Origin of the sequence: Mesorhizobium sp. M0030, assembly GCF_040323695.1 — a bacterium.
Lineage (GTDB): Bacteria > Pseudomonadota > Alphaproteobacteria > Rhizobiales > Rhizobiaceae > Mesorhizobium.
Genome location: NZ_JAMYVE010000007.1, coordinates 285861 through 304407, shown reverse-complemented (window position 1 = coordinate 304407; position 18547 = coordinate 285861). Strand labels below are relative to the sequence as shown.

The 18547-nt window shown below is 60.3% G+C and carries 10 protein-coding genes; 5 read left to right on the top strand and 5 right to left on the bottom strand.

Features of this window, described 5'->3' with window-relative positions:
- On the bottom strand, positions 1-5150 hold a 5150-nt coding region (locus NKJ80_RS17025), incomplete at its 3' end, for a beta strand repeat-containing protein (protein ID WP_352497990.1).
- A 322-nt stretch (positions 5151-5472) separates the two neighbouring features.
- On the opposite strand from NKJ80_RS17025, the gene NKJ80_RS17020 reads away from it, so the two are divergent.
- The gene (locus NKJ80_RS17020) at positions 5473-6411 is read left to right on the top strand and encodes a transglutaminase-like cysteine peptidase (RefSeq protein ID WP_023687774.1); all 939 of its coding nucleotides are present in this window, start codon (positions 5473-5475) and stop codon (positions 6409-6411) included.
- A gap of 85 nt (positions 6412-6496) precedes the next feature.
- Here the strand turns inward: NKJ80_RS17020 and NKJ80_RS17015 are convergent, their stop codons facing one another.
- From NKJ80_RS17015 to NKJ80_RS17000, 4 genes are read right to left on the bottom strand one after another with little or no spacing between them, the layout of a single operon-like run.
- Positions 6497-7138 (bottom strand): ribbon-helix-helix domain-containing protein, encoded by a 642-nt coding sequence (locus NKJ80_RS17015; RefSeq protein WP_023667950.1) that lies wholly within the window; start codon positions 7136-7138, stop codon positions 6497-6499.
- On the bottom strand, positions 7128-8417 hold the full coding sequence (locus tag NKJ80_RS17010; RefSeq protein ID WP_023667951.1) for an HlyD family type I secretion periplasmic adaptor subunit: 1290 nt from the start codon (positions 8415-8417) through the stop codon (positions 7128-7130). Before NKJ80_RS17010 ends, NKJ80_RS17015 begins: the two co-directional genes overlap by 11 nt.
- A 42-nt stretch (positions 8418-8459) precedes the next feature.
- Positions 8460-10592, bottom strand: a complete 2133-nt coding sequence (locus NKJ80_RS17005) for a type I secretion system permease/ATPase (protein WP_023687775.1) — start codon at positions 10590-10592, stop codon at positions 8460-8462.
- Between the two features lie 37 nt (positions 10593-10629).
- On the bottom strand, positions 10630-12078 hold the full coding sequence (locus NKJ80_RS17000; protein WP_023687776.1) for a TolC family protein: 1449 nt from the start codon (positions 12076-12078) through the stop codon (positions 10630-10632).
- Between the two features lie 1445 nt (positions 12079-13523).
- On the opposite strand from NKJ80_RS17000, the gene NKJ80_RS16995 reads away from it, so the two are divergent.
- The 4 genes from NKJ80_RS16995 to NKJ80_RS16980 all read left to right on the top strand — a co-directional run bounded on the left by NKJ80_RS16995 (position 13524) and on the right by NKJ80_RS16980 (position 18503).
- Positions 13524-14240, top strand: a complete 717-nt coding sequence (locus NKJ80_RS16995) for a pentapeptide repeat-containing protein (protein WP_023687777.1) — start codon at positions 13524-13526, stop codon at positions 14238-14240.
- A gap of 504 nt (positions 14241-14744) precedes the next feature.
- Complete coding sequence (locus NKJ80_RS16990; protein ID WP_023736095.1) at positions 14745-15932, top strand: magnesium transporter; 1188 nt, start codon at positions 14745-14747, stop codon at positions 15930-15932.
- Positions 15933-16464: 532 nt separating this feature from the next.
- A complete protein-coding gene (locus NKJ80_RS16985) occupies positions 16465-17682 on the top strand; it encodes a tetratricopeptide repeat protein (protein ID WP_352497989.1) in 1218 nt (405 codons plus the stop codon).
- Positions 17679-18503: a FecR family protein gene (locus tag NKJ80_RS16980; protein ID WP_023687780.1), complete on the top strand. Its 825-nt coding sequence runs from the start codon at positions 17679-17681 to the stop codon at positions 18501-18503. Before NKJ80_RS16985 ends, NKJ80_RS16980 begins: the two co-directional genes overlap by 4 nt.
- Positions 18504-18547 lie beyond the last annotated feature (44 nt).

Here is an 18547-nt window from a genome sequence, read left to right as displayed (position 1 = left end):
GTGAAGACATCGCTGACGCCGCCCTGCGTGCCGGCATCGCGAACATAGGAGTAGGAGCCGTCGGCGTTGAGCGTCAGCTTGCCGTGGCTGCCCTGGACCTGGGTGCCGAGCGTTGCGGCATTGTCGACATCGAGATTGGTGTTGCCGGCGGCAACGCCGACCACGGCAGCGCCATCGGCGCCCTTGACGTCGATGCCGGTGACCGGCGAGGTGGTGCCAACCGCGCTCAGCACATTGCCGGTCTCGGCGGTGAACTGGTTGGACGCAACACTGTCGGTATCGGCGTGTGCGGTCGGCACGTCGTCGACGATGGTGATGACGATTGCCGCCGGGGCTGACGAGGAGGTGCCGTCCGACACGGTGAGCGAGAAGGTCTCGGTCTCGGTGACGGCGGGAACGTCCGTGGTCGGACTGGTCAGCGTGTACTGGTAGGTCGCTACGCCAGTTACCGCGTTGTAGCCGGTGATCAGCAGCGTGCCGTGGTCGCCCGGGAAGGTCGAACCGTTGAGGCTGCCGATGGCAACCGTGGTGCCGCCGATGGTGACGCTCTGGACGTCGTCGAGGCCGTCGGGGTCCGATACCGTGAAGGTGCCGGTCGCCACCGTGCTGCCGTTGCCGGCCGCCGAGCCCGCCGCAAGGCCGGCTTCATAGACCAGGTCGTGCGCGCCGGCCGGGTTGCCCTGGTCGACGACGATCTGCGGCACGTCGTTGGTGCCGTTGATGGTGATGGTCAGGGACGCCAGAGCGGTATCGCCGTCGCCATCCGCCACAGCATAGTCGAAGCTCTCGGCCACGGTCTGGCCGACATCCAGCGCCTGTACCGCGGCATACCCGGCCGGGTTCTGGGCTTGGGTGTAGAGCACATATGTGTAGCTGCCGTCGGCGCCCACCGTAAGCTGGCCGTAGGTTCCAGCAACGTGGTTGGCAACGGCGCCGTCCCAGGTGATCGAGCCCAAGCCGTCGGTGCCGAGGTGATCCGCGTGGCCGTCGGTTGCGTTTGCGTCGGCGCCACCCACGCCCGTGATCACATTGCCGTCTGCCGTGAGCGGCCCATCTTCGGTGACCGAGTCCTGATCGTTGACCGCAACCGGGCCGTCATCCTGGAATTCGATGCTCAACGCGACATGGGATACGGCGGTGCTCGTGTCGCCGTCGAAATCGGTGATGGTGGCCTTGACGTGCAGGTCGGCGGCGACGGTCGCTATGTCGTCAAAGGCTGCGGTGCTTGAACCGTCGACATTGTGAGCGATCGGCTGATATTGCCCGATCCAGACCGCTCCGGTCGGATCGACATAAACCTTGAAGACGTCGACGCCGTTGGCAGAACCAACGAGAACGCCGTCCGCATTTGTCGAGAGCATGATCGCCGAGCCGTCGAGTGTCTTCAGGCCGGAATCGACGTTTGACAGCGGATTGCCAATCGCGTCGGTGACGGCAAACGAGAATGTCGCGTCGTCATCGGCGCCGACCGAGGCGTTGAAAAGGCCGAGCGCGCTGGCTGACGATTTTGCGTAGCCCAACGCCCCCGGCTCGTCCACCAGAGCTGGCGGGGAGAGAGCGGTGTCATCCGCCGGATTGGGATCTGCGGCGTTGTTGACGCCGGCGGACTCGTCGTGGCTGACCCGGAAGACCTCGGTCTGCGTTGTGACTGTCGTGACCTTGGCTTCGATGCCGAAGATCTTGAACGGGTTGCCGCCAGTCAGGGTCGCATCGGTTCCGCCAGCGTTGGAATCGAAGGTAAAATCGTTGTAGTTGCCCACCTTGAGCTGGTCGAACGGGGTGCTGCCGATGACCTCGACAGTCGCACCATCGGGCACGCCGGCGAAGGCATAGCCCACCTGCACGCCGCCCTCGAAGACAGCCGTGCCGGCCGTCAGCACACCATTGATGCTCACGGTGAACGGCTCGAATGTGCCACCGTCCTTGGCGCCGATGAACATCACGGCGGCTTCGACACCCTGGGCTTCCGCAACATCGATCGTGAACTTGACCGAGTCGACGTCGTATGAACCACCGTCGGTGATGCTGGGCGGATTCGGATTGTTGGGGGCGATGACAAGATTGTTGACGAAGTCCATCGTCACGATTTCGGGGCCGGTCAAATGCGGATGGGTTTCGTATCCGTCGATGATCTGGCCGTCGCCAACGCCGATCTTGGTGCCGGTGGTGTTGACGGAATTGTCGCCTTCGTTGATGTCGACGGCGCTGAGCTTGATGTCGTGGTTGCCTGCGCCATCCATGCCGCGAACATCGGTGTTGCCGGCCTGCAGCGTGTAGACGATCGTTTCGGTCGTGGTTGTGGTCGTCGTGCCGGCATCCCGCGCGACGATCTGCGGAACGTCGTCGAGCACCTGGACCTTGAATGTACCAGCCGCCAGTCCGATGGTATCGCCGTCACCGTCCATGGCAACGACAAAGGCCGAAAGATCGATACCGCCATTGGCAAGCGTATTTTCGGTGTTGTCGCCCGGGAGCATATCCAGAGTCGGATGATCGATCTGATCGATCAGGGTGAAGACATAGGAGCCGTCCGCACCGACGGTCAGGGTGAAAACAGGACGATCCGTGCCCGCCTGATAGCCGGCGCCGGCGCCTACATCGACATAGCCGGTCAGGGTCGTGCCGTCGGAGACGATGAGGACATTGCCGCCTTTCGAATCAAATCCCGAATCCGATGGGGTGGTTTGGGTGACAAGGCCGAAGGCCGAAGTCGCATTCGGGCCGTCAGAGCCGAAGTCGACGATTGCATTCAATGCGCCGGCAGCACCGATGGCAACCGCGGAGTTTGTTCCGGTCACTTCGCCAGGCTGAAGATTGTCGGCATTTCCGGTGGACTGGCTGTTGTGCAGACCGTCTTCGTCGACATTCGCGGTGACCTGGGCGGTGCCAGTAACCTTCGGCCCGTCATCGTCGAAGGAGAATGCGGAGCCTTGGCCGTTGATCAGGTCGACGGTCGCCTTCTCTGTGATGGTGTCGCCGTCGCCATCCTGGCGCGTTACCTCATATTGCAGCTGAACCTGGCCGCCATTGGTCAGCGACAGATTGAGTTCGGAATCGAACTTGTTGCCGTCGGCGCCATGGTTGAGCGCTTCGTAGAGCGTGGTCTGCAGCTGCTCGGCGCCAGGCGCCCCGGTGATCGCGATGGTCAGAACCTGATCGCCATGCGTGTCGCGGCCGACGATCACTCCTCCTTCGAGGAAGAGCGTGACGGCGCCGCCGTCGGTGGCGGTGAGATTCGTGGCAAGGCCACCGGCCGGAATGCCGGTAAAGCTCAGATTCCCGGTAACGGTACCAGGACCGTCCGAACCATAGCTGCCGCCGACAGTGAACAGATTGGTCAGTCCGCCTGCTACCGCGGTGTTGACCTGCGCCAGGCCCGGACCGGCATCATCCGTGTTGGCGTTGCCGCCGGCATCTTCGGTCTCGCCGATAGCGCCATTGTAGCGATCCGCGCCAACCGTCTCGTCAAGCTCGACGGAAAGCAGGCCAGCCGCTCCATCGTGGGCGCCGACCGTTAGGCTTGGCCCATCGTCGTCGAAGGAGAATGCGGAGCCTTGGCCGTTGATCAGGTCGACGGTCGCCTTCTCGGTAATGGTGTCGCCGTCGCCGTCCTGGCGCGTTACCTCATATTGCAGCTGAACCTGGCCGCCATTGGTCAGCGACAGATTGAGTTCGGAATCGAACTTGTTGCCGTCGGCGCCATGGTTGAGCGCTTCGTAGAGCGTGGTCTGCAACTGCTCTGCGCCGGGCGCGCCGGTGATCGCAATGGTCAGGACCTGATCACCCTGCGTGTCGCGGCCGACAATCACTCCTCCTTCGAGGAAGAGCGTAATGGCCCCGCCGTCCGTGGCAATGAGATTCGTGGCAAGGCCACCGGCCGGAATGCCGGTGAATGCCAACTGCCCGGTCGTGCTGCCCGGTCCGTCTGCACCGTAGACGCCGCCAACGGCGAATAGCGAAGAAAGGCCACCCGCCAGGCCGGTCGTCACCTGGGCCAGGCCAACGCCGTCATCCGTGTTGGCGTTACCGCCGGCATCTTCAGTCTCGCCGCTATTGTAGCGGTCGCCGCCGACCGTCTCGTCGAGTTCGACCGAAAGCAACTGTGCCGCTTGCGCAGTTGCCTGGACCGAAAGCGTTGGGCCGTCGTCCAGCACACCAATATTGAGGGTCGCGGTGGCCGGATCATTGTCTGTGTCTGTAACCACGACGGCAAAGCTGTCGGAAACCCCCTCGGTCGTTCCGGTCGATGAGTTGTCGTGATGATCAAGAGTGTTGTCGGCAAGGGTATAAATCCAGCTATAGCCGTTCGTAGGATTGCCGGTGACCACGAGCGTGCCGTATTGCCCGGCAACGCTGCCGCCGTTGGTCACGTCCACACCGTCAATGACAAGCGTCCCGATGCCATCACCCGAGACGATGTTGAAGGTCCCTGAAACCTGCTCGGCGGTGCTGGCCGGGTCCGTCCCGTCGGAAAGCGCGGCCTCGTTGACGACAAATCCGGAGCCAATGTCGATTGTCGGCGTCGTATCTTCTTCCCTGACCCCGATCGTCAGCTCACGCGGCTCCAGCCGTCCAAATTGCAGGTCCGTCGGCGGCAACAATGCGGAAAGATCGAAGCCGTCGCCGATACCACCTGGGGGAATGGTGAAGTCGCCGCCGGCACTGCCTGGGGCGCCGCCCGGGCCGGCCGAGATCGAACCATCGGCACCGAAGGCGACATCGACGTGGCTCGCTTCAAGAGCGGCCAGCAAGGCCACGCGCGGAACTTCGACATCACCGATGATGAAGGTCGGCACGTTGAGCGCGCCATCCTTGATGAGGATGACTGAACCGTCGGCCTGTTCCAGCAACAGATTGTGGCCGTCGACCTTGATGTTGTCGATGGAGACGTCCGCCGGAAGCTTCACGATGTTGCTGGCGTCGGCCACGTATTCATGCGGCGCGGCTGCCGCCGGCGCTTTCGCCTCCGCGGGTGCTGCCGGCTGAACGGGTGCGCCACTGCCGACATCGACCGGCACCGGCTCGGCAGGCGCCGCCTGAGCGGCCTGCGCTACCTGGATGCCTGCCTGCGATGGCGAGCCGCCATGTTCATGTGAAGAGTGCTCGTCCCAAGAATTCGAGACGGTATCCAAATCGTTACTGGTCGTCATCGCCAAACCCCTCCGGCATTTCCCGGATAGAGACAGTGACGACTTCTGCTTTGCAACTGTCCCGCAATCAATTTCATATATCCCGGTATGCAAGTCTCGGCATTTTTTACGTGTGGTAAACCCGGAAGATATAATCTGATATACATTGACCGCGCCGCGCTTCGTTTATATCCGCCGGCTGAGCTGGATTGGTAAACAGAAGTATAAGTTTGAATAGAGTTTTACACAAAATAGGTATTCCCGATTGAAGGAAACTTATCCACCTTCCTTTCCAGTAATTTGAGACAAGATTGGTACCGTCCACAGTCAAGAGGTGGGCGTTATGAAAAAAGAAAAATCTGCCCTGGGAATAACCGGGCTCAGGCTCATCCTGCTGGCAATGGCGATCACAAGCCTGCCGCAGCCATCATCCGCGAAAGCAATTACCGTGAATGCCGGCGCTGCCGCTGGAGTTCTGGCGGCGGTCGAAACCCCTTCCAGTCTCGGCGGCGTTTCGCTGGCTCGGCCGCAGCCATGGCAGCCGGTTTCAGCCTACCGGATCGGCATGATTTTCAGCAGCTCTGTTGCCGTTGATGAAAAGCGTGGTTCTTCGATCGCGCCGCCCGCCGCCGGGATCGACCTGATCCAGACGGCGGCGATCATTCCCGGCGTGTTCGGTTCTGTTGCCCTGTCGATGCGCAATTTCCCGGTTTCGGCGCGCTGGGCGCCGGTCTACAAGGCAATTGTCGACTGTACCGCGAGCAGCGCGTGCGAACGCAAGAACAGCGCCTTTGCCGAGATAGTCAAGGCAGCCGGGAACAAGCGCTTCATCGACAAGTTGTCCTTCGTCAACTCAAGTATAAATCGCGCCATCGCCTACAAGAAGGACAGCGTGGTTTACGGCAAGCTCGACTACTGGGCCAAGCCCCGGGAAATCCTTGAGCGGCGGGCAGGGGACTGCGAGGATTTCGCCATCCTCAAGATGGCCGCGCTGCTGCATGCAGGCATCCCGGCGCAGAGCATGTCGCTGGTCGTCTTGCAGGATCGCAAGCGCGGTTTCTTTCATGCCGTGCTGTCGGTCAGCACCGGCAGCGGCGTCTTCATTCTCGACAGTTTGAGCAATGTAGTTTCCCGCGACACAGACCTGCCGACCTACGTGCCGCTGTATTCGTTCAGCACCGATCGCGCGTGGATCCATGGCGCGAAGACCGGTTCTGCTCAAATAGCCGATATCAAGGGCGGCCTTTCGACGGTCGCGCCTGGTGAAGGTGTGCAGCCGTAAGCTCCCATCAGAGAGTCTTGAGCGCTCTATCTCTTGTTTGACGCAATTTTCCACGGAAACCGCTCACACTTTTCCCGGAATTGCTCTAGCCGCCGAAGACGAACGCCATCAGCAGTTCCGGCTCGACCACCGGCGCCCGCACCGCGCTCAGTTGACCGCGGTAGCGGCGGTCGCCGGCGCCTATGACGAAACCGGTCGCGACCGGCGTCTCGCCATTGGCGTCGAGCCTAGCGAATATGTCGGCGACATTGAGGTCCAGCGCCAGCTTGAGATCCTGGCGCGCGTCCTCGTTCGGCGCCACCGGCAATTGCCGCCGCACCAGTTGCTGGAACGGCGCATTGAAGGTCAGGATCTTCTTCGACGATGCCAGGGCAAAGGCCGGCGAGGGACAGGCGACGAGAATGGCGCTGATGGTCTTGATCGACGCGAGCCTCTGCAAGGTGAGGTTTTGGTCGGCCAATCCACGCATGCAGGCTACGCGAATTGCCGATGTCAGGTTTCCGGCGTTGGCGTGGCTCTCTGCAATTTCCTCGATCAGTGTGCCGATCGTGCATTTGCGGCTTTCCGCCATCTGCTTCAGCGAAGTCCAGAACGCCCTCTCCAGACGAATGCCGCGGCGCGTGCCGCCACGCGCCACAACCCGGAACTCGAGACCGAAATCCTCACTCGCCAGCGGTGGCAGCAGCCGGTCGCGATCGACCGGGCGGGAGATCGCACTATCGCTCACTCATTGCCTCCTCCCGCGCCTTGTTGATTGGTTTCAGAAGGTAGGTGAGAATCGTTTTGCGTCCGGTCTTGATGTCGACCGAACAGATCATGCCGGGGATGATCGAATAGGTCTTGCCGTCGCGTGTCAGGGTCGATTTGTCGGTGGCGACACGCACCTGATAGTACGGTTCGCCGGTCTTCTGGTCGACAAGGCTGTCGGCAGTGATGTTCGACACCTTGCCTTCGATGCCGCCGAAGATCGAGAAGTCATAGGCGGTCACCTTGATCAGGGCATCCTGGCCCGGCCGGATGAAGGCGACGTCCCGCGGTGAGACCCGGGCTTCGACCAGCAGGGTCTCGGACGTCGGCACGATACCCGCGACGACCGCGCCGGGCTGGACGAAGGCGCCGACCGTGTTGATGTCAAGCGTGTTGACGATACCATCGACAGGCGAACGGATATCGGTACGCGCCACCTTGTCGGTGGCACCGCGTATCGTCTCGTCCACCACCGAGAGATCGGCCAGCGCCTGCGTCAGATCGCTGAGCGCTTCCTGTTGCAGCTGCAGGCCAAGTTCGTCGACCTGAAGCTTGGCTTCCGTGATGGCCGACCTGGCTTTCTTGATGGTCTCTCCGGCAAGCGTCAGCTGACCATTGAGCTCGGTCTGCTCGCGCTCGACGCGGAGCTGCTCGGTTCGCGCCATCAGGCCTTTCTTGACCATCGCTTCGACCAGCTTCGCCTCCTGGTCGCTGACGGCCAGGTTCTTGGTGAGGCGATCGGCATTGGCGTTGGCTTCGTCGAGTTCCTTCTCACGCTGATCGAGCCGCGACTTGAGAACCGACAGTTTGACTTCGAAGTTGTCGCGCCGCGCGATTAGCAGCTTCTGCTCGTTGTCGCAGATTTCCGGCGCCACCTTCTGGATCTCGGACGGACAGGGAAACGCGCCCTCGAGGCTGCCGGTCTGTTCGAATTGGAGCCGTGCAATGCGCGTCTGCAGCGCCCGCGCCTTGGCCTGCTGCTCGCCAAGGCTGGAAGTGTTGAAGGTGTTGTCGAGACGAATGATGAGGTCATTCTTCTTGACGACCTGACCGATCGTCACGGCGATTTCCTGAACCACGCCCGGCTCGCTGGCCTGGATGATCTGGGTCTTCGACGCCGGTATGATCTTGCCGTCGCCGCGTGCGATTTCATCGACCTCGGCGAAGGATGCCCAGGCTACCGAACTCGCAAAAAGCGCTCCGATAATGAATATCGAAGCCGACGCAAAAAGCGGCGGACGGTCTTCCCTGGCTAGCATTACCACGTCCCAACGTGCTGTGTTCACGCATAATTCTGTTCGTCAGGCGCTTGTTTTCTGCAGCGCCTGTATCACCTGGTCTTTCGGTCCATCGGCAACGATCTTGCCCTGCTCGATGACGATCAGGCGGTCGGCCAGCTCGAGCATGCTGAAGCGGTGCGTCGATACGATCAGGGTCGTGTTGCGATCGAAAGCCACTTTGAGCTGCTTGATCAGCTGGCGCTCGGAAGCCAGATCCATCGAGCCGGACGGCTCGTCCAGGAACACGATTTTCGGTTTGGTCAGCAACAGGCGGGCAATTGCCATTGTCTGCCTCTGACCGCCCGAGAGATTGGTGCCGCGCTCGCCGACATTCATGTCGTAACCTCGCGGATGGCGGGAGACGAAGTCGTCGACGCCGGCAGCCTTGGCCGCGTCGACGATCTGCTCATCGGTCGCCTCCGGGCACGCCATCAGGAGATTTTCCTTGATGGTGCCGGAAAACAGATCGTTGGCTTGCGCGACGATCCCGACCGCGGCGCGAACCTCCGACGGGTGGTATTGACGGATGTCGATCCCGTCCAGCAGCAACTCGCCGGAGGTCGGCAGGAAAAGCCTGCCGATCAGCCGCCCCATGGTCGTCTTTCCCGAGCCTATGCGGCCGATGATGCCGATCCGCTCACCGGGCTTCACCGAGAAATTCAGGCCGGTCAGCACTTCGTTTTCGGAACCCGGGTAGACAAAGCCGACATTCCTGAATGCCATTGCACCGTTGCGAATGGGGCGGTTGACGAAACCAACCGTGTCCGGCCGATCCTCAGGCTGCGCCATGATCGAATTCACCATTCGCAGGGACAGCATCGCCTGGCGAAGTCTGGACAAGGTGATCGCAATCTGCCCAAGCGGGGCCACCGCCCGGCCTGCCAGCATGACGGTGCCGATGATGGCGCCGGTCGAGACATGCCCTTCCGAAAAGGCATAGGCGCCGGCCACGATCAAAGCGACGGTGACCATCTGCTGGATGGCTTGGGTTATGTTGCCGGCGGCAGCCGAAAGCTGTTTGATCTTCTCGGACGTGTTGGATGCGTTCTTGGAATGCTCCGCCCATTTTCGCAGAAGGTACGCCTCTGCGCGTAGCGATTTGATCGTTTCCAGCGTGGAGATGGATTCCACCAGCAGGGCCTGGCGCTGCGAAGCCTCGTTCATGGAAGCGGCAACGCGTTTGCCGATGCGCCGTTGCGTGATCAGCCCGACGATCACCGAGGCGACAAAAGCAATGGCCGGTATGACGACCAGCCAACCGCCTATCGCATAGATGACAAGGAGAAAGACGAAGACGAATGCTGTGTCGATGAAGACGCTGATGGTGTTCGACGTGAAAAACTCGCGCACGAACTCGTACTGGGTCACCCGATTTGCATATTCGCCGGTTGAGCCGGGCCTTGCCGACAAGGACGAGTTCAGCACCTTCTCGAATAGCATATAGGAGATGCGAAGATCGGCCTTGCGCCCGGCATAGTCGATCAGTGACGCTCTGGCGGTCTTCAAGAGCAGGTCGAACAGAATGACCGCGCCGATCCCGATCGACAGCACCCAGAGCGTCGATATCGCCTTGTTCGGCAAGATCCTGTCGTAGACGTTCATGGTGAAGATCGGTGAGGCAAGAGCCAGCAGATTGATGAATACCGCCGACAGGATGACCTTCGAATAGGTGCGCCAGAACGGCCCCATCGTGCCGGTCAGCCAATGTCGCCGCTCGATCTTGGCCGCCGAACCGACGCTCATCGCCTCTACTGCGTTGGCATAGGTTATCGAGAACGAAACGCCGCCACTAATATAACTTCCGGAAAACTCGGATTTGCTGATTGTCGTGCGGCCGTCTTCCTGGGGAGCGGTCGTAAATCCACCGTCCTCGGTCTGGGCAAGCAGCGCTACAGGCAACTGGCTGACGCGAAACAGAATGGCGGGAAGGTCGATGCGTCCGCGAAGAAAGTCGCGATGGCTGAATTCCGTGATTTCAAGACCGATGCGTTCGGCAAGATGCCGGATGGCGTCGATATCGATGCGGGTGTCTGACAGCGGCACGCCGGCAAACAGCACGGTCTCGGAACTCGGCCTGCCGAGGTACCCGGCAACAGCGGAGAAGCAGGCCTTGAACGCCTCTTTTGGGGAGAGGATTTTGGGTTGTGGGTTCACGATCGGCCCGCAGGACTATCGTTCGTCCTTGACCTTCCTACTTCTTTCTTACCGGTGCGAGGATGTCGAAAGGCAGATCGTTCGTCTGCTCCGACGGCGTGCGCGCATAGGTTTCGGTGTCGGCCGTTTCAGGCGCATTGAACTCGGCCTTGGCATAGGCGGTGGCCTGTTTTGCCGGCTGAAGATTCATGGTCTTCAGCAACTGCCCGGTTGCCGCCAGCAGCCGGTACTGCGCGAAAAGCGACGCGTAGGATGCGGTGTCGGCAAGCGTAGCTGTGTTGAACCGCGTGTTCTGCGCGTCGAGCACGTCGAGCAGCGAGCGCTGTCCGACCTTGAACTGCTCGCGATAGGACGCCACCAGCCTTTCGTTGGCGGCAGCCTGAAGCTTCAATGTCTTTGCCAGATCGGCCTGCCGGAAGCGGCGATCCCATGACGTACGGACGGCTTCCTCGATCTCGCGCAGAACCTGGTGCAGCACAAGGCGCTGCTCGCTGGTGCGGCGGACCTGCTCTTGCTCGTTGGCTTTGTCGATGCCGCCGCGATAGAGGTTCCAGCGCAGCACCAGCCGCGCCTGCAGGTCGCTAGCGTCGCCATCGTCGCCGTCGATGTCATAGCCGCCGCGGGCGCGGCCTTCGGCGATGACGGAGGGCCCGAATTTCGCCCGCGCCGCATCCACCAGGGAGGCGGCGGCGTCGATATCGCTGTTGGCCATGTGGACGCGCGGATTGTTCTGTCGCGCCAGCCCTAGCGCGTCGTCGAGCGACCTTGGCAGCGCGCTCGAGACATCGCCTGGCCTTGACGCGTTGGTCAGCGGCTTACCGACCGTCTTGAAGAACCGTATCTTGGAAGCCTCCAGTTCTTCGGTCGCCTCCTGCATACGTGCCTTGGCAGCGAACAGCCGCTCCTCGGCCTGCTGGCGATCAGCCTCGTTCAACGCGCCGCCTGCAATACCTTGCCGGATGTCGCCGAGGATTGCCTGGTGAAAGCCCAGATTCTTCTTCGCTTCCGAAACGATCGAAGCCTGCAGCATGTATTCGAGATAGTCCTGGACGACAGACAGTCCAATGAATTCAGACCGTTCCAGCACCCGGAACGATGCGCCGTCGACCCGCGACGCCTGACGGTTCAGTTCCGCCCGCCTTGCGCCGCTGTCATAAAGCGTCTGCGTGACAACGACATCGGCTTCCGACGGATAGAGCGCGTCATCCTCTATGGACAGCGAACGCCGGGAGGAATTGTCGAGACGACGAACCCCCGCCGACGCCTCGACATCGACGCTGGGAAGATAAAGTCCCTTCGCTTGGCGTAGCTCGAATTCGATTGCTTCGCGGTTTTCGATCGCTTGGCCAATTTCGGGGTTGGACTCCACCGCAACCGCCATCGCCTCCTGGAGAGTGAGCGCGTGAGCATTCCCACAACTCAATATGGCGACCGTCGTCAGCAGGCCGAGGCGCTTGCCTATCGCCGACATAGATGTCGTATTCATTTCACCCCACCCCAACGTTCCCCTGCGCCATTATTGCCAGGCGTTACAACTCAACCGTGATTGTTCACAAATTTGCAAAATATGGGAGCACTTATTGATTTAGGGACCGCTAAAACGCTAAATTCAAGCAAAATTCTATAGAATGTCGCAAAAATGGCACATAAAATACCCACTGCGGTTTTTGAGTAACAGCCGTCCGAGTTTGAACAGGCAAGCGAAACCGCTCCGGGAAGGAGGACCGCAAGGCCACCTTACGACCTATTTGCTCCTGATAGCTTGACTATTTCTGGGTGTATTTTTTCAGCGAGGTGACCGACAACATCTTGGTTGGCGGCTACAATCGGCAGGATAATCTTAGCCCGCTTGCCAGAGCCTGGAACCGACACCCCGGTCTTTCTTGGACCTGAAGCGTGGGCATAAATCCCTGAGCCGGCGAATAAAGGCCGACAACTGCTTCACTGGCCAGCGTGCCAGCATAGGGCTCATATGACGGCCGATCAACGACTCGGTCAACCGAAGAGGTGACGGTACTTTTTGAGGCGGTTCTGTAGGCCATCGAATGCCGCAAGGTCCAAAAATCGCTCCATTGAACCCGATAGCTGGTGAAACCTCAAAATAGTTCTTGCGGCGATTTTCCGTTAAAATCAAAAGCGCAATTTTTTTGACGGTTAGTGTCCGCCTTTTCGCAGCTCAGAAAAAAATCTGACTGGAATTGAGTCATACGCTGTTTAAACAATGCGGAACGAAGTGGTCGGTTGCGCCACCACTTTGCGGGACGACATACGAGAGTTGCAGGACGAGCGCGGTCAAACATCGAGGGCCGCCGGCTCGTTAGATACCACTACTCGTTCCTCCGCGCCATTCCAACAGGCTGAACTTCGAGGCAAGTGAGCCGGTCCTGGTCCGGCGCCTCGACTCGTAAATCCATTCCACCGATCACAACTGCCTGCAAGCTGCCGCTTGTTTGTTACTTCCCAAGTCTCATCGGCCATATCGAGGCGCTAGACCGTCAGCTGGTCGCGCGCTGTTGCCACAGCTGCCGATCTGCAACCGTCCCCATTTCCGCCGTTCTGGACCCTGTCTCCCAACGTTTGCAAAACGAGGTCAGCTATGGTCGGCAGTTTGGGGTCGCGGGAGCATACGGGATGATACGGGACCTTTCAGATTTTGGCCCACCAAAATCCAGCAAAATCAACAATTTCCGTTTGCCCTCCGGGCCCACCAATAACTCACGGCTTACGCCGAACTCTTTGTTTTGTGATCGCATCCGCGAAAAAGCACTCTACCGTCAAAGCTTTTCCCCACCTCTCGATAATTTCGCAAGCTGCCGCTGGCTATCGGCGGATCGTTGATGCGCAACTGTGACGGCGGTCGTTACCGTGGCTCGAGTGTCAGCAGATGTGGTAAGGCTGATTGTCGACGAGTAGCAGAGGGGTCCAGCAACAATGACTTTGAGACGAACCAGAGCTTACGGCGGATCCGGCTTGGTTCTGGCGGTTTGCACTGTATTGGCTTGGCAAAACGCCACCGCCGCTCAAGATTGCTACGCAGCCGCGACGCCTGGCGTCAATTGGCAGGAGTGTGACAAAAAGCTTCTCATCCTGGAAGGACAGGACCTGAGCGGGGCAAACCTGTTCGGTGTTGATTTCACTTCGACCGACCTCAGGAACAGCAATCTCCTTGCGGCAAATTTTGAGAAGGCAACGCTTGTGCGCGCTTCCCTGGCCGGCTCGACCGCCAAAGGCGCCCGGTTCGACAAAATCGAGGCGTACAGGACCGACTTCAGCCAGATGGACGCGCAGGGCGCTGTGTTTACGGGCGCGGAAGTGCAGCGCTCGAATTTCCAGAACGCCAATCTGGTCAATGTTGATTTCACAAAGGCGGAATTGGGGCGTGCACAGTTCCATGACGCCGATATCAGCGGCAGCCACTTTTCGTTTGCCAATCTCGCGCGGGCGGATTTCCGAGGAGCGAAGTTCACCGCACCGATAGACTTTGACGGCGCTTTTTTCTTTCTGACCCGTATCGAGGGCCTCGATCTATCCAATTCGGCGGGTCTGTCCCAGTGGCAGCTCAACATGGCTTGTGGAGACGCCCGGACCGAGTTGCCTTCTGGCATGACGAGGCCAGAAGATTGGCCCTGTCAATTCCAGCAGGAATAGCCCGCCCGTCCGCTTCCCGCCCAAAGGCTGCCGGGCGGCAAAGCGCCTCAATTCAGTCCTCGACCGCGGGTCAAAGCACGACACTGCGGGACATTTCCGGCAATCTCATTTACCGGCGAACGACAACGACCAAATGGAGGACGGATGCCCAAGGTCAAAGGTGATACCGCTCTGGACAAGGAGCGCGCCAAAACAGAGAAGCTCCTCAAAAAGGTTGGATACACAGCCTTGAAGGAGGCCGGTGTGGTATCCAAGCGACCCGACCTCCCAAATCTAAAGATTGAAAAGCGAGGGAAGTAGCGCGGACACTCCCATGCTGACCTGACCGAAGGCACGCCCAAAATGTAGACGTCTGCTTTGCCTTCTCAAGCTAGGAGTGTGCAGGCGGCGCTTGCGACAACCACAAAGCGGACTGCTGGGGCCGGAAGAAGCTGTCGTATTTCCGCCCCGGTGCGATCCGATACTTCACAACTTTTTCACTTTCCAATTGGGGGGCCATAGCAAATGAACGAAGAGACCGGCGTTCAGAAGTTGGTGCGCACGCTGCGTGCTCGAGCACCTGATGACGCAGCTGAATTGCTCGCTAGAGAGTCTCCCGAGTTCATCCGCGACACACTAAAGCTGTTGCCGGACGGGCACGCCCGTAAGGTGGCCGAGCATTTGCCACTGCATATGCGGCCCATCAGCTCTCATGACGGTGAGATGGGTTTCGCGATCCCCGAGTCGCTCGTCGACGTGATGGACCCGATCCCCGCCAGCGTTCCTGTCGGGACGACGGTTGCTGCCGCGGTGGAAGCTGTCAGAGGCGCCCAGGTGCCGACCGAGCTCACTTATCTCTACGTCACGGACGAGGGCAATAGACTGGTTGGCCTAGCGGTCCTGCGCGATCTGATGCTGAGCGAACCCGACGCGATTGTCGATCACATCATGCTGCCCAGGCCGTTCGCTCTTGATGTCGGTCTCTCTTTGAGTAACGCATGCAAGGCAGCGGTACGGCGTCACTATCCTGTCTATCCGGTGGTGGATGCGGAGAACCGGCTGCTCGGGCAGGTTCGCGGCTGGCGATTGTTCGAGCAGCAAATCATCGAGATTTCCGCCCAGTCTGGCCAGATGGTAGGCCTCCAGAAGGAGGAGCGCTCTTTTACGCCGCTGTTTTCAGCCTTCCTGAAGCGTCATCCGTGGCTGCAGTTGAATCTCCTGACGGCCTTCATGGCCGCATTCGTGGTCAGTTCGTTCACAGGCACGATCGAGAAGATCGTTGCTCTGGCGGCGTTTCTCCCGGTCTTGGCCGGGCAGAGCGGAAACACCGGCTGCCAGGCATTGGCTATGACGCTGCGTGGCCTTGCCCTGGGGGATGTGGACAAACGACCGAAGCTGCACTTGGTGATGAGAGAGGGCGCGCTCGCGGCCGCCAACGGCGTGCTCGTCGGCGTTGTTGCGGCTGCGGCGATGTGGTTCTATGCCTCGAGGCAACCGGCGTCGGCGGCGCAAGCGCCGATGCTGGCACTTGTGATCCTGCTTGCCATGTCCGGATCGTGCCTCATGTCCGGCATCTCCGGCGTGCTGATCCCGTTGGGCCTGCGCCGGGTAGGCGCCGATCCGGCGGTCGCCTCGGCGATCTTCCTCACCACCGTGACCGATATTGTAGGCATGGGCCTGATGCTGGGGCTGGCCACCATGCTCGTGCTGTAGCAAGCTGCGTGCGGTGACGCGTCCCTGGGCGTTGAGGCAATGAGCTGACCTCGCGTTCAAAGAAATTGCAAGACCCGGGCCGAATCGCACACGCCTCGTGAGAAGCACCTCCGGCAGCTCTCCGTCCCTTGCGAAACGCGACGGAAGGCCTTTGGAGAAGCCGTGGGTGACCTTGAAGCCTGGTGACCAGATACGCAGGATCGCCCACCCAATATTAATCTTGTCGGCTGTGCGATCCACTACTGATGAGATTTGATTTTGTTAAGCCTTGGGCCAAATACTTCAATCACGTGCAGCAATGTTGAGAAGAGTTTTTGACAATCAGCGCAGCCGAAATAGGAATAAACCCGATATCTTGTTGCGCAGCTGCAACAGCTGCTGAGGACTCGCATAAGTCCGGCGACCGTTCAGTCGCCTTTTTCTTGCAGTCGTGCTAAATCCCTCGCACTAGTCGGGTTTGGGGTGGGTTCTCGGCATGCAATCTTCGTTTCGAACGATCTTCGGCTTCGCCGCAGCGCTGCTTTGTGCCGGCGTGTTGCCGGCCGGCGCACAAGGTCTTTTTGGGGCCTATGACGATGCGTTTGCGGCCCGCATCGCCAGTCCGGCCGACAATGGAACGCTCGCCCAATTCGTCACGGTTGCGGTCAACGCTGGGCAATACGATCAGGCGATCTCCTCGATCGAGCAGTATCTGATCCAGTACCCCCGCGATGCGCGCGCCCGGCTTGCGGCCAGCCGGTTGTATTACCATGTCGGGTCCTATGAATTGGCCCGGCGGCAGGTGCAGTACGGCATCGAAGTCGGGGGTCTGACCGCAAGTGAGCAACAGGAAGCTGTTCGCCTGCTCGCCCGCATCGAGCGCGCGTTGCGTGGCGTCACCTGGGAACTCGCCCTGACCGGCGGCGTATTCAGCGCATTCACCGATTTTGAGCCAGGCGGGGCGCAGGACGACGACAGCTTCGTCTCGCCTTACGGGCAGGCGGAAGGTTTTGTGCGGTGGGACCTCGGCACGCCAAGTGCCGACGCGCTCGTTCTTTCGGGGTCGTTGACCGCGACTGAGCGTCTTTTCACGGAAGACCTGTCGGTTCCGGGTGGCGAGAAGACTTTTATCCACGGCAACGCAGCGATAACCTGGGACAAGGGACTGCCCAACAGCGGGATCGATTCGCTGCGCCTGCTGCTTTCCGCGTTCACCGTTACGGATCGTTTCGACAGCGACATTTACGAAACCGGTATCGGCCTCAGTGGACGTTTCGTCGTTCGCCCGACGGTCGAGACGACGCTCTTCGCCGGTGGCGGCTACATCGATCTAAGCGCCTCGCAAGGCATTTTCGCGGATAGCAGGGTCTTCTATGAGGCAGGCGGCAGCTACCGCTTCCGCAATGGCCAGGCGCTCGGCTTGCGCTTTGTCGGCTCGAATGACTTCGCTTCCGGATCGGGCGAAATCAGCCGCAGCTATACGGGCGAGGTCCGCTATGGCGGCCTGTTGATGAACGTACCGGATTTTTTCGCATGGTCGCACCAGATCGCCTTATCGGCCGGCCACAGCGACACTCCCGATCTGTCCGTCGGCATCGGCACAAATATCAAGAGCGACTTCTGGCGCATTGCCTCGGAAAGCGATTTTCAGCTGACGGAAGCGCAGACGATCAGCGTCGATCTCGCCTACCGCAAAACCAACTTCGCCCTCGCCAACCGCGACCGAAAATCGTTCGAAATGCTCATGAGCTATACGTTGACGCTCAATTGAAAGAGGCCGCGATGAGGTATCATCAGATCGTCATTTTTATCGCCTGCCTCGCCTTCGCGGCACCATCCGCTGCTGAGACGGTCGGGTCGATGACGGCCTACCAGACCATCATCGTCCGCAATAACGGCGGGACGATGAACGTTGGCGCCGGCGTCGAACTCGGCGACCAGTTGCGCAGCAATCCCACCGGTCTCGGAATGCTGGTGTTCCGGGATGAATCGAGCGCCAAAATTGGTCCAAACACCAGCCTGACGATCGATGAGTTCGTCTACAATCCGGGCTCCGGGTCGGGAAAGATCGACATCGGGATGAACAGCGGCCTGGCCCGTTTTTATGGCGGCCAGGTTTCGAAAGGGGGCGTCATGCAGGTTGCGACGCCGCACATGGTGCTCGGAGCGAGAGGCGGCATCATCGAAGTGCTGGTGGCAGCCGGCCAGACCGTCGGCATATTGCGCGCCGGCCGCATGACCTGCACGATCAATGGCAAACGGCTGGTCATCACGAACCCGGGCTACGCCTGCACGTCGGACGATGGCAAGCTTCTGGCCGGCTACGGCGGCATCGACGCCTTCCCGATCTTGGACAGTATCGACCGGATAGCGGGAACCGGCCTGCCGGGCGCACCGGGTCCTGGGTTGGACGTAAGCGCAATTTGTGCGTCGGCTCTAGGCTCCTCGCTCAAAGTCTGCGGGTCCAGGGACGGCGCACTGCCAGGAGTGGTCATGGAATTCCCTGACAGCCCAACGCCACCTGCGGGCAGCGGGGGGCGGCGGGGCGAGTGTGAGGGTGAGGGTTGCTGCTACTACTACAACTGCGATTAGGCCTGGCTGCACGAGATGAGCCACTCGGTCGGTAGGCGCTGGGC

What these genes read in the sequence shown, in the direction of transcription:
- NKJ80_RS17020 (WP_023687774.1), top strand. Translation starts at nt 5,473, where the DNA reads ATGAAAAAAGAAAAATCTGCCCTGGGAATAACCGGGCTCAGGCTCATC.
- NKJ80_RS17010 (WP_023667951.1), bottom strand. Translation starts at nt 8,417, where the DNA reads ATGCTAGCCAGGGAAGACCGTCCGCCGCTTTTTGCGTCGGCTTCGATA.
- NKJ80_RS17000 (WP_023687776.1), bottom strand. Translation starts at nt 12,078, where the DNA reads ATGAATACGACATCTATGTCGGCGATAGGCAAGCGCCTCGGCCTGCTG.
- NKJ80_RS16995 (WP_023687777.1), top strand. Translation starts at nt 13,524, where the DNA reads ATGACTTTGAGACGAACCAGAGCTTACGGCGGATCCGGCTTGGTTCTG.
- NKJ80_RS16990 (WP_023736095.1), top strand. Translation starts at nt 14,745, where the DNA reads ATGAACGAAGAGACCGGCGTTCAGAAGTTGGTGCGCACGCTGCGTGCT.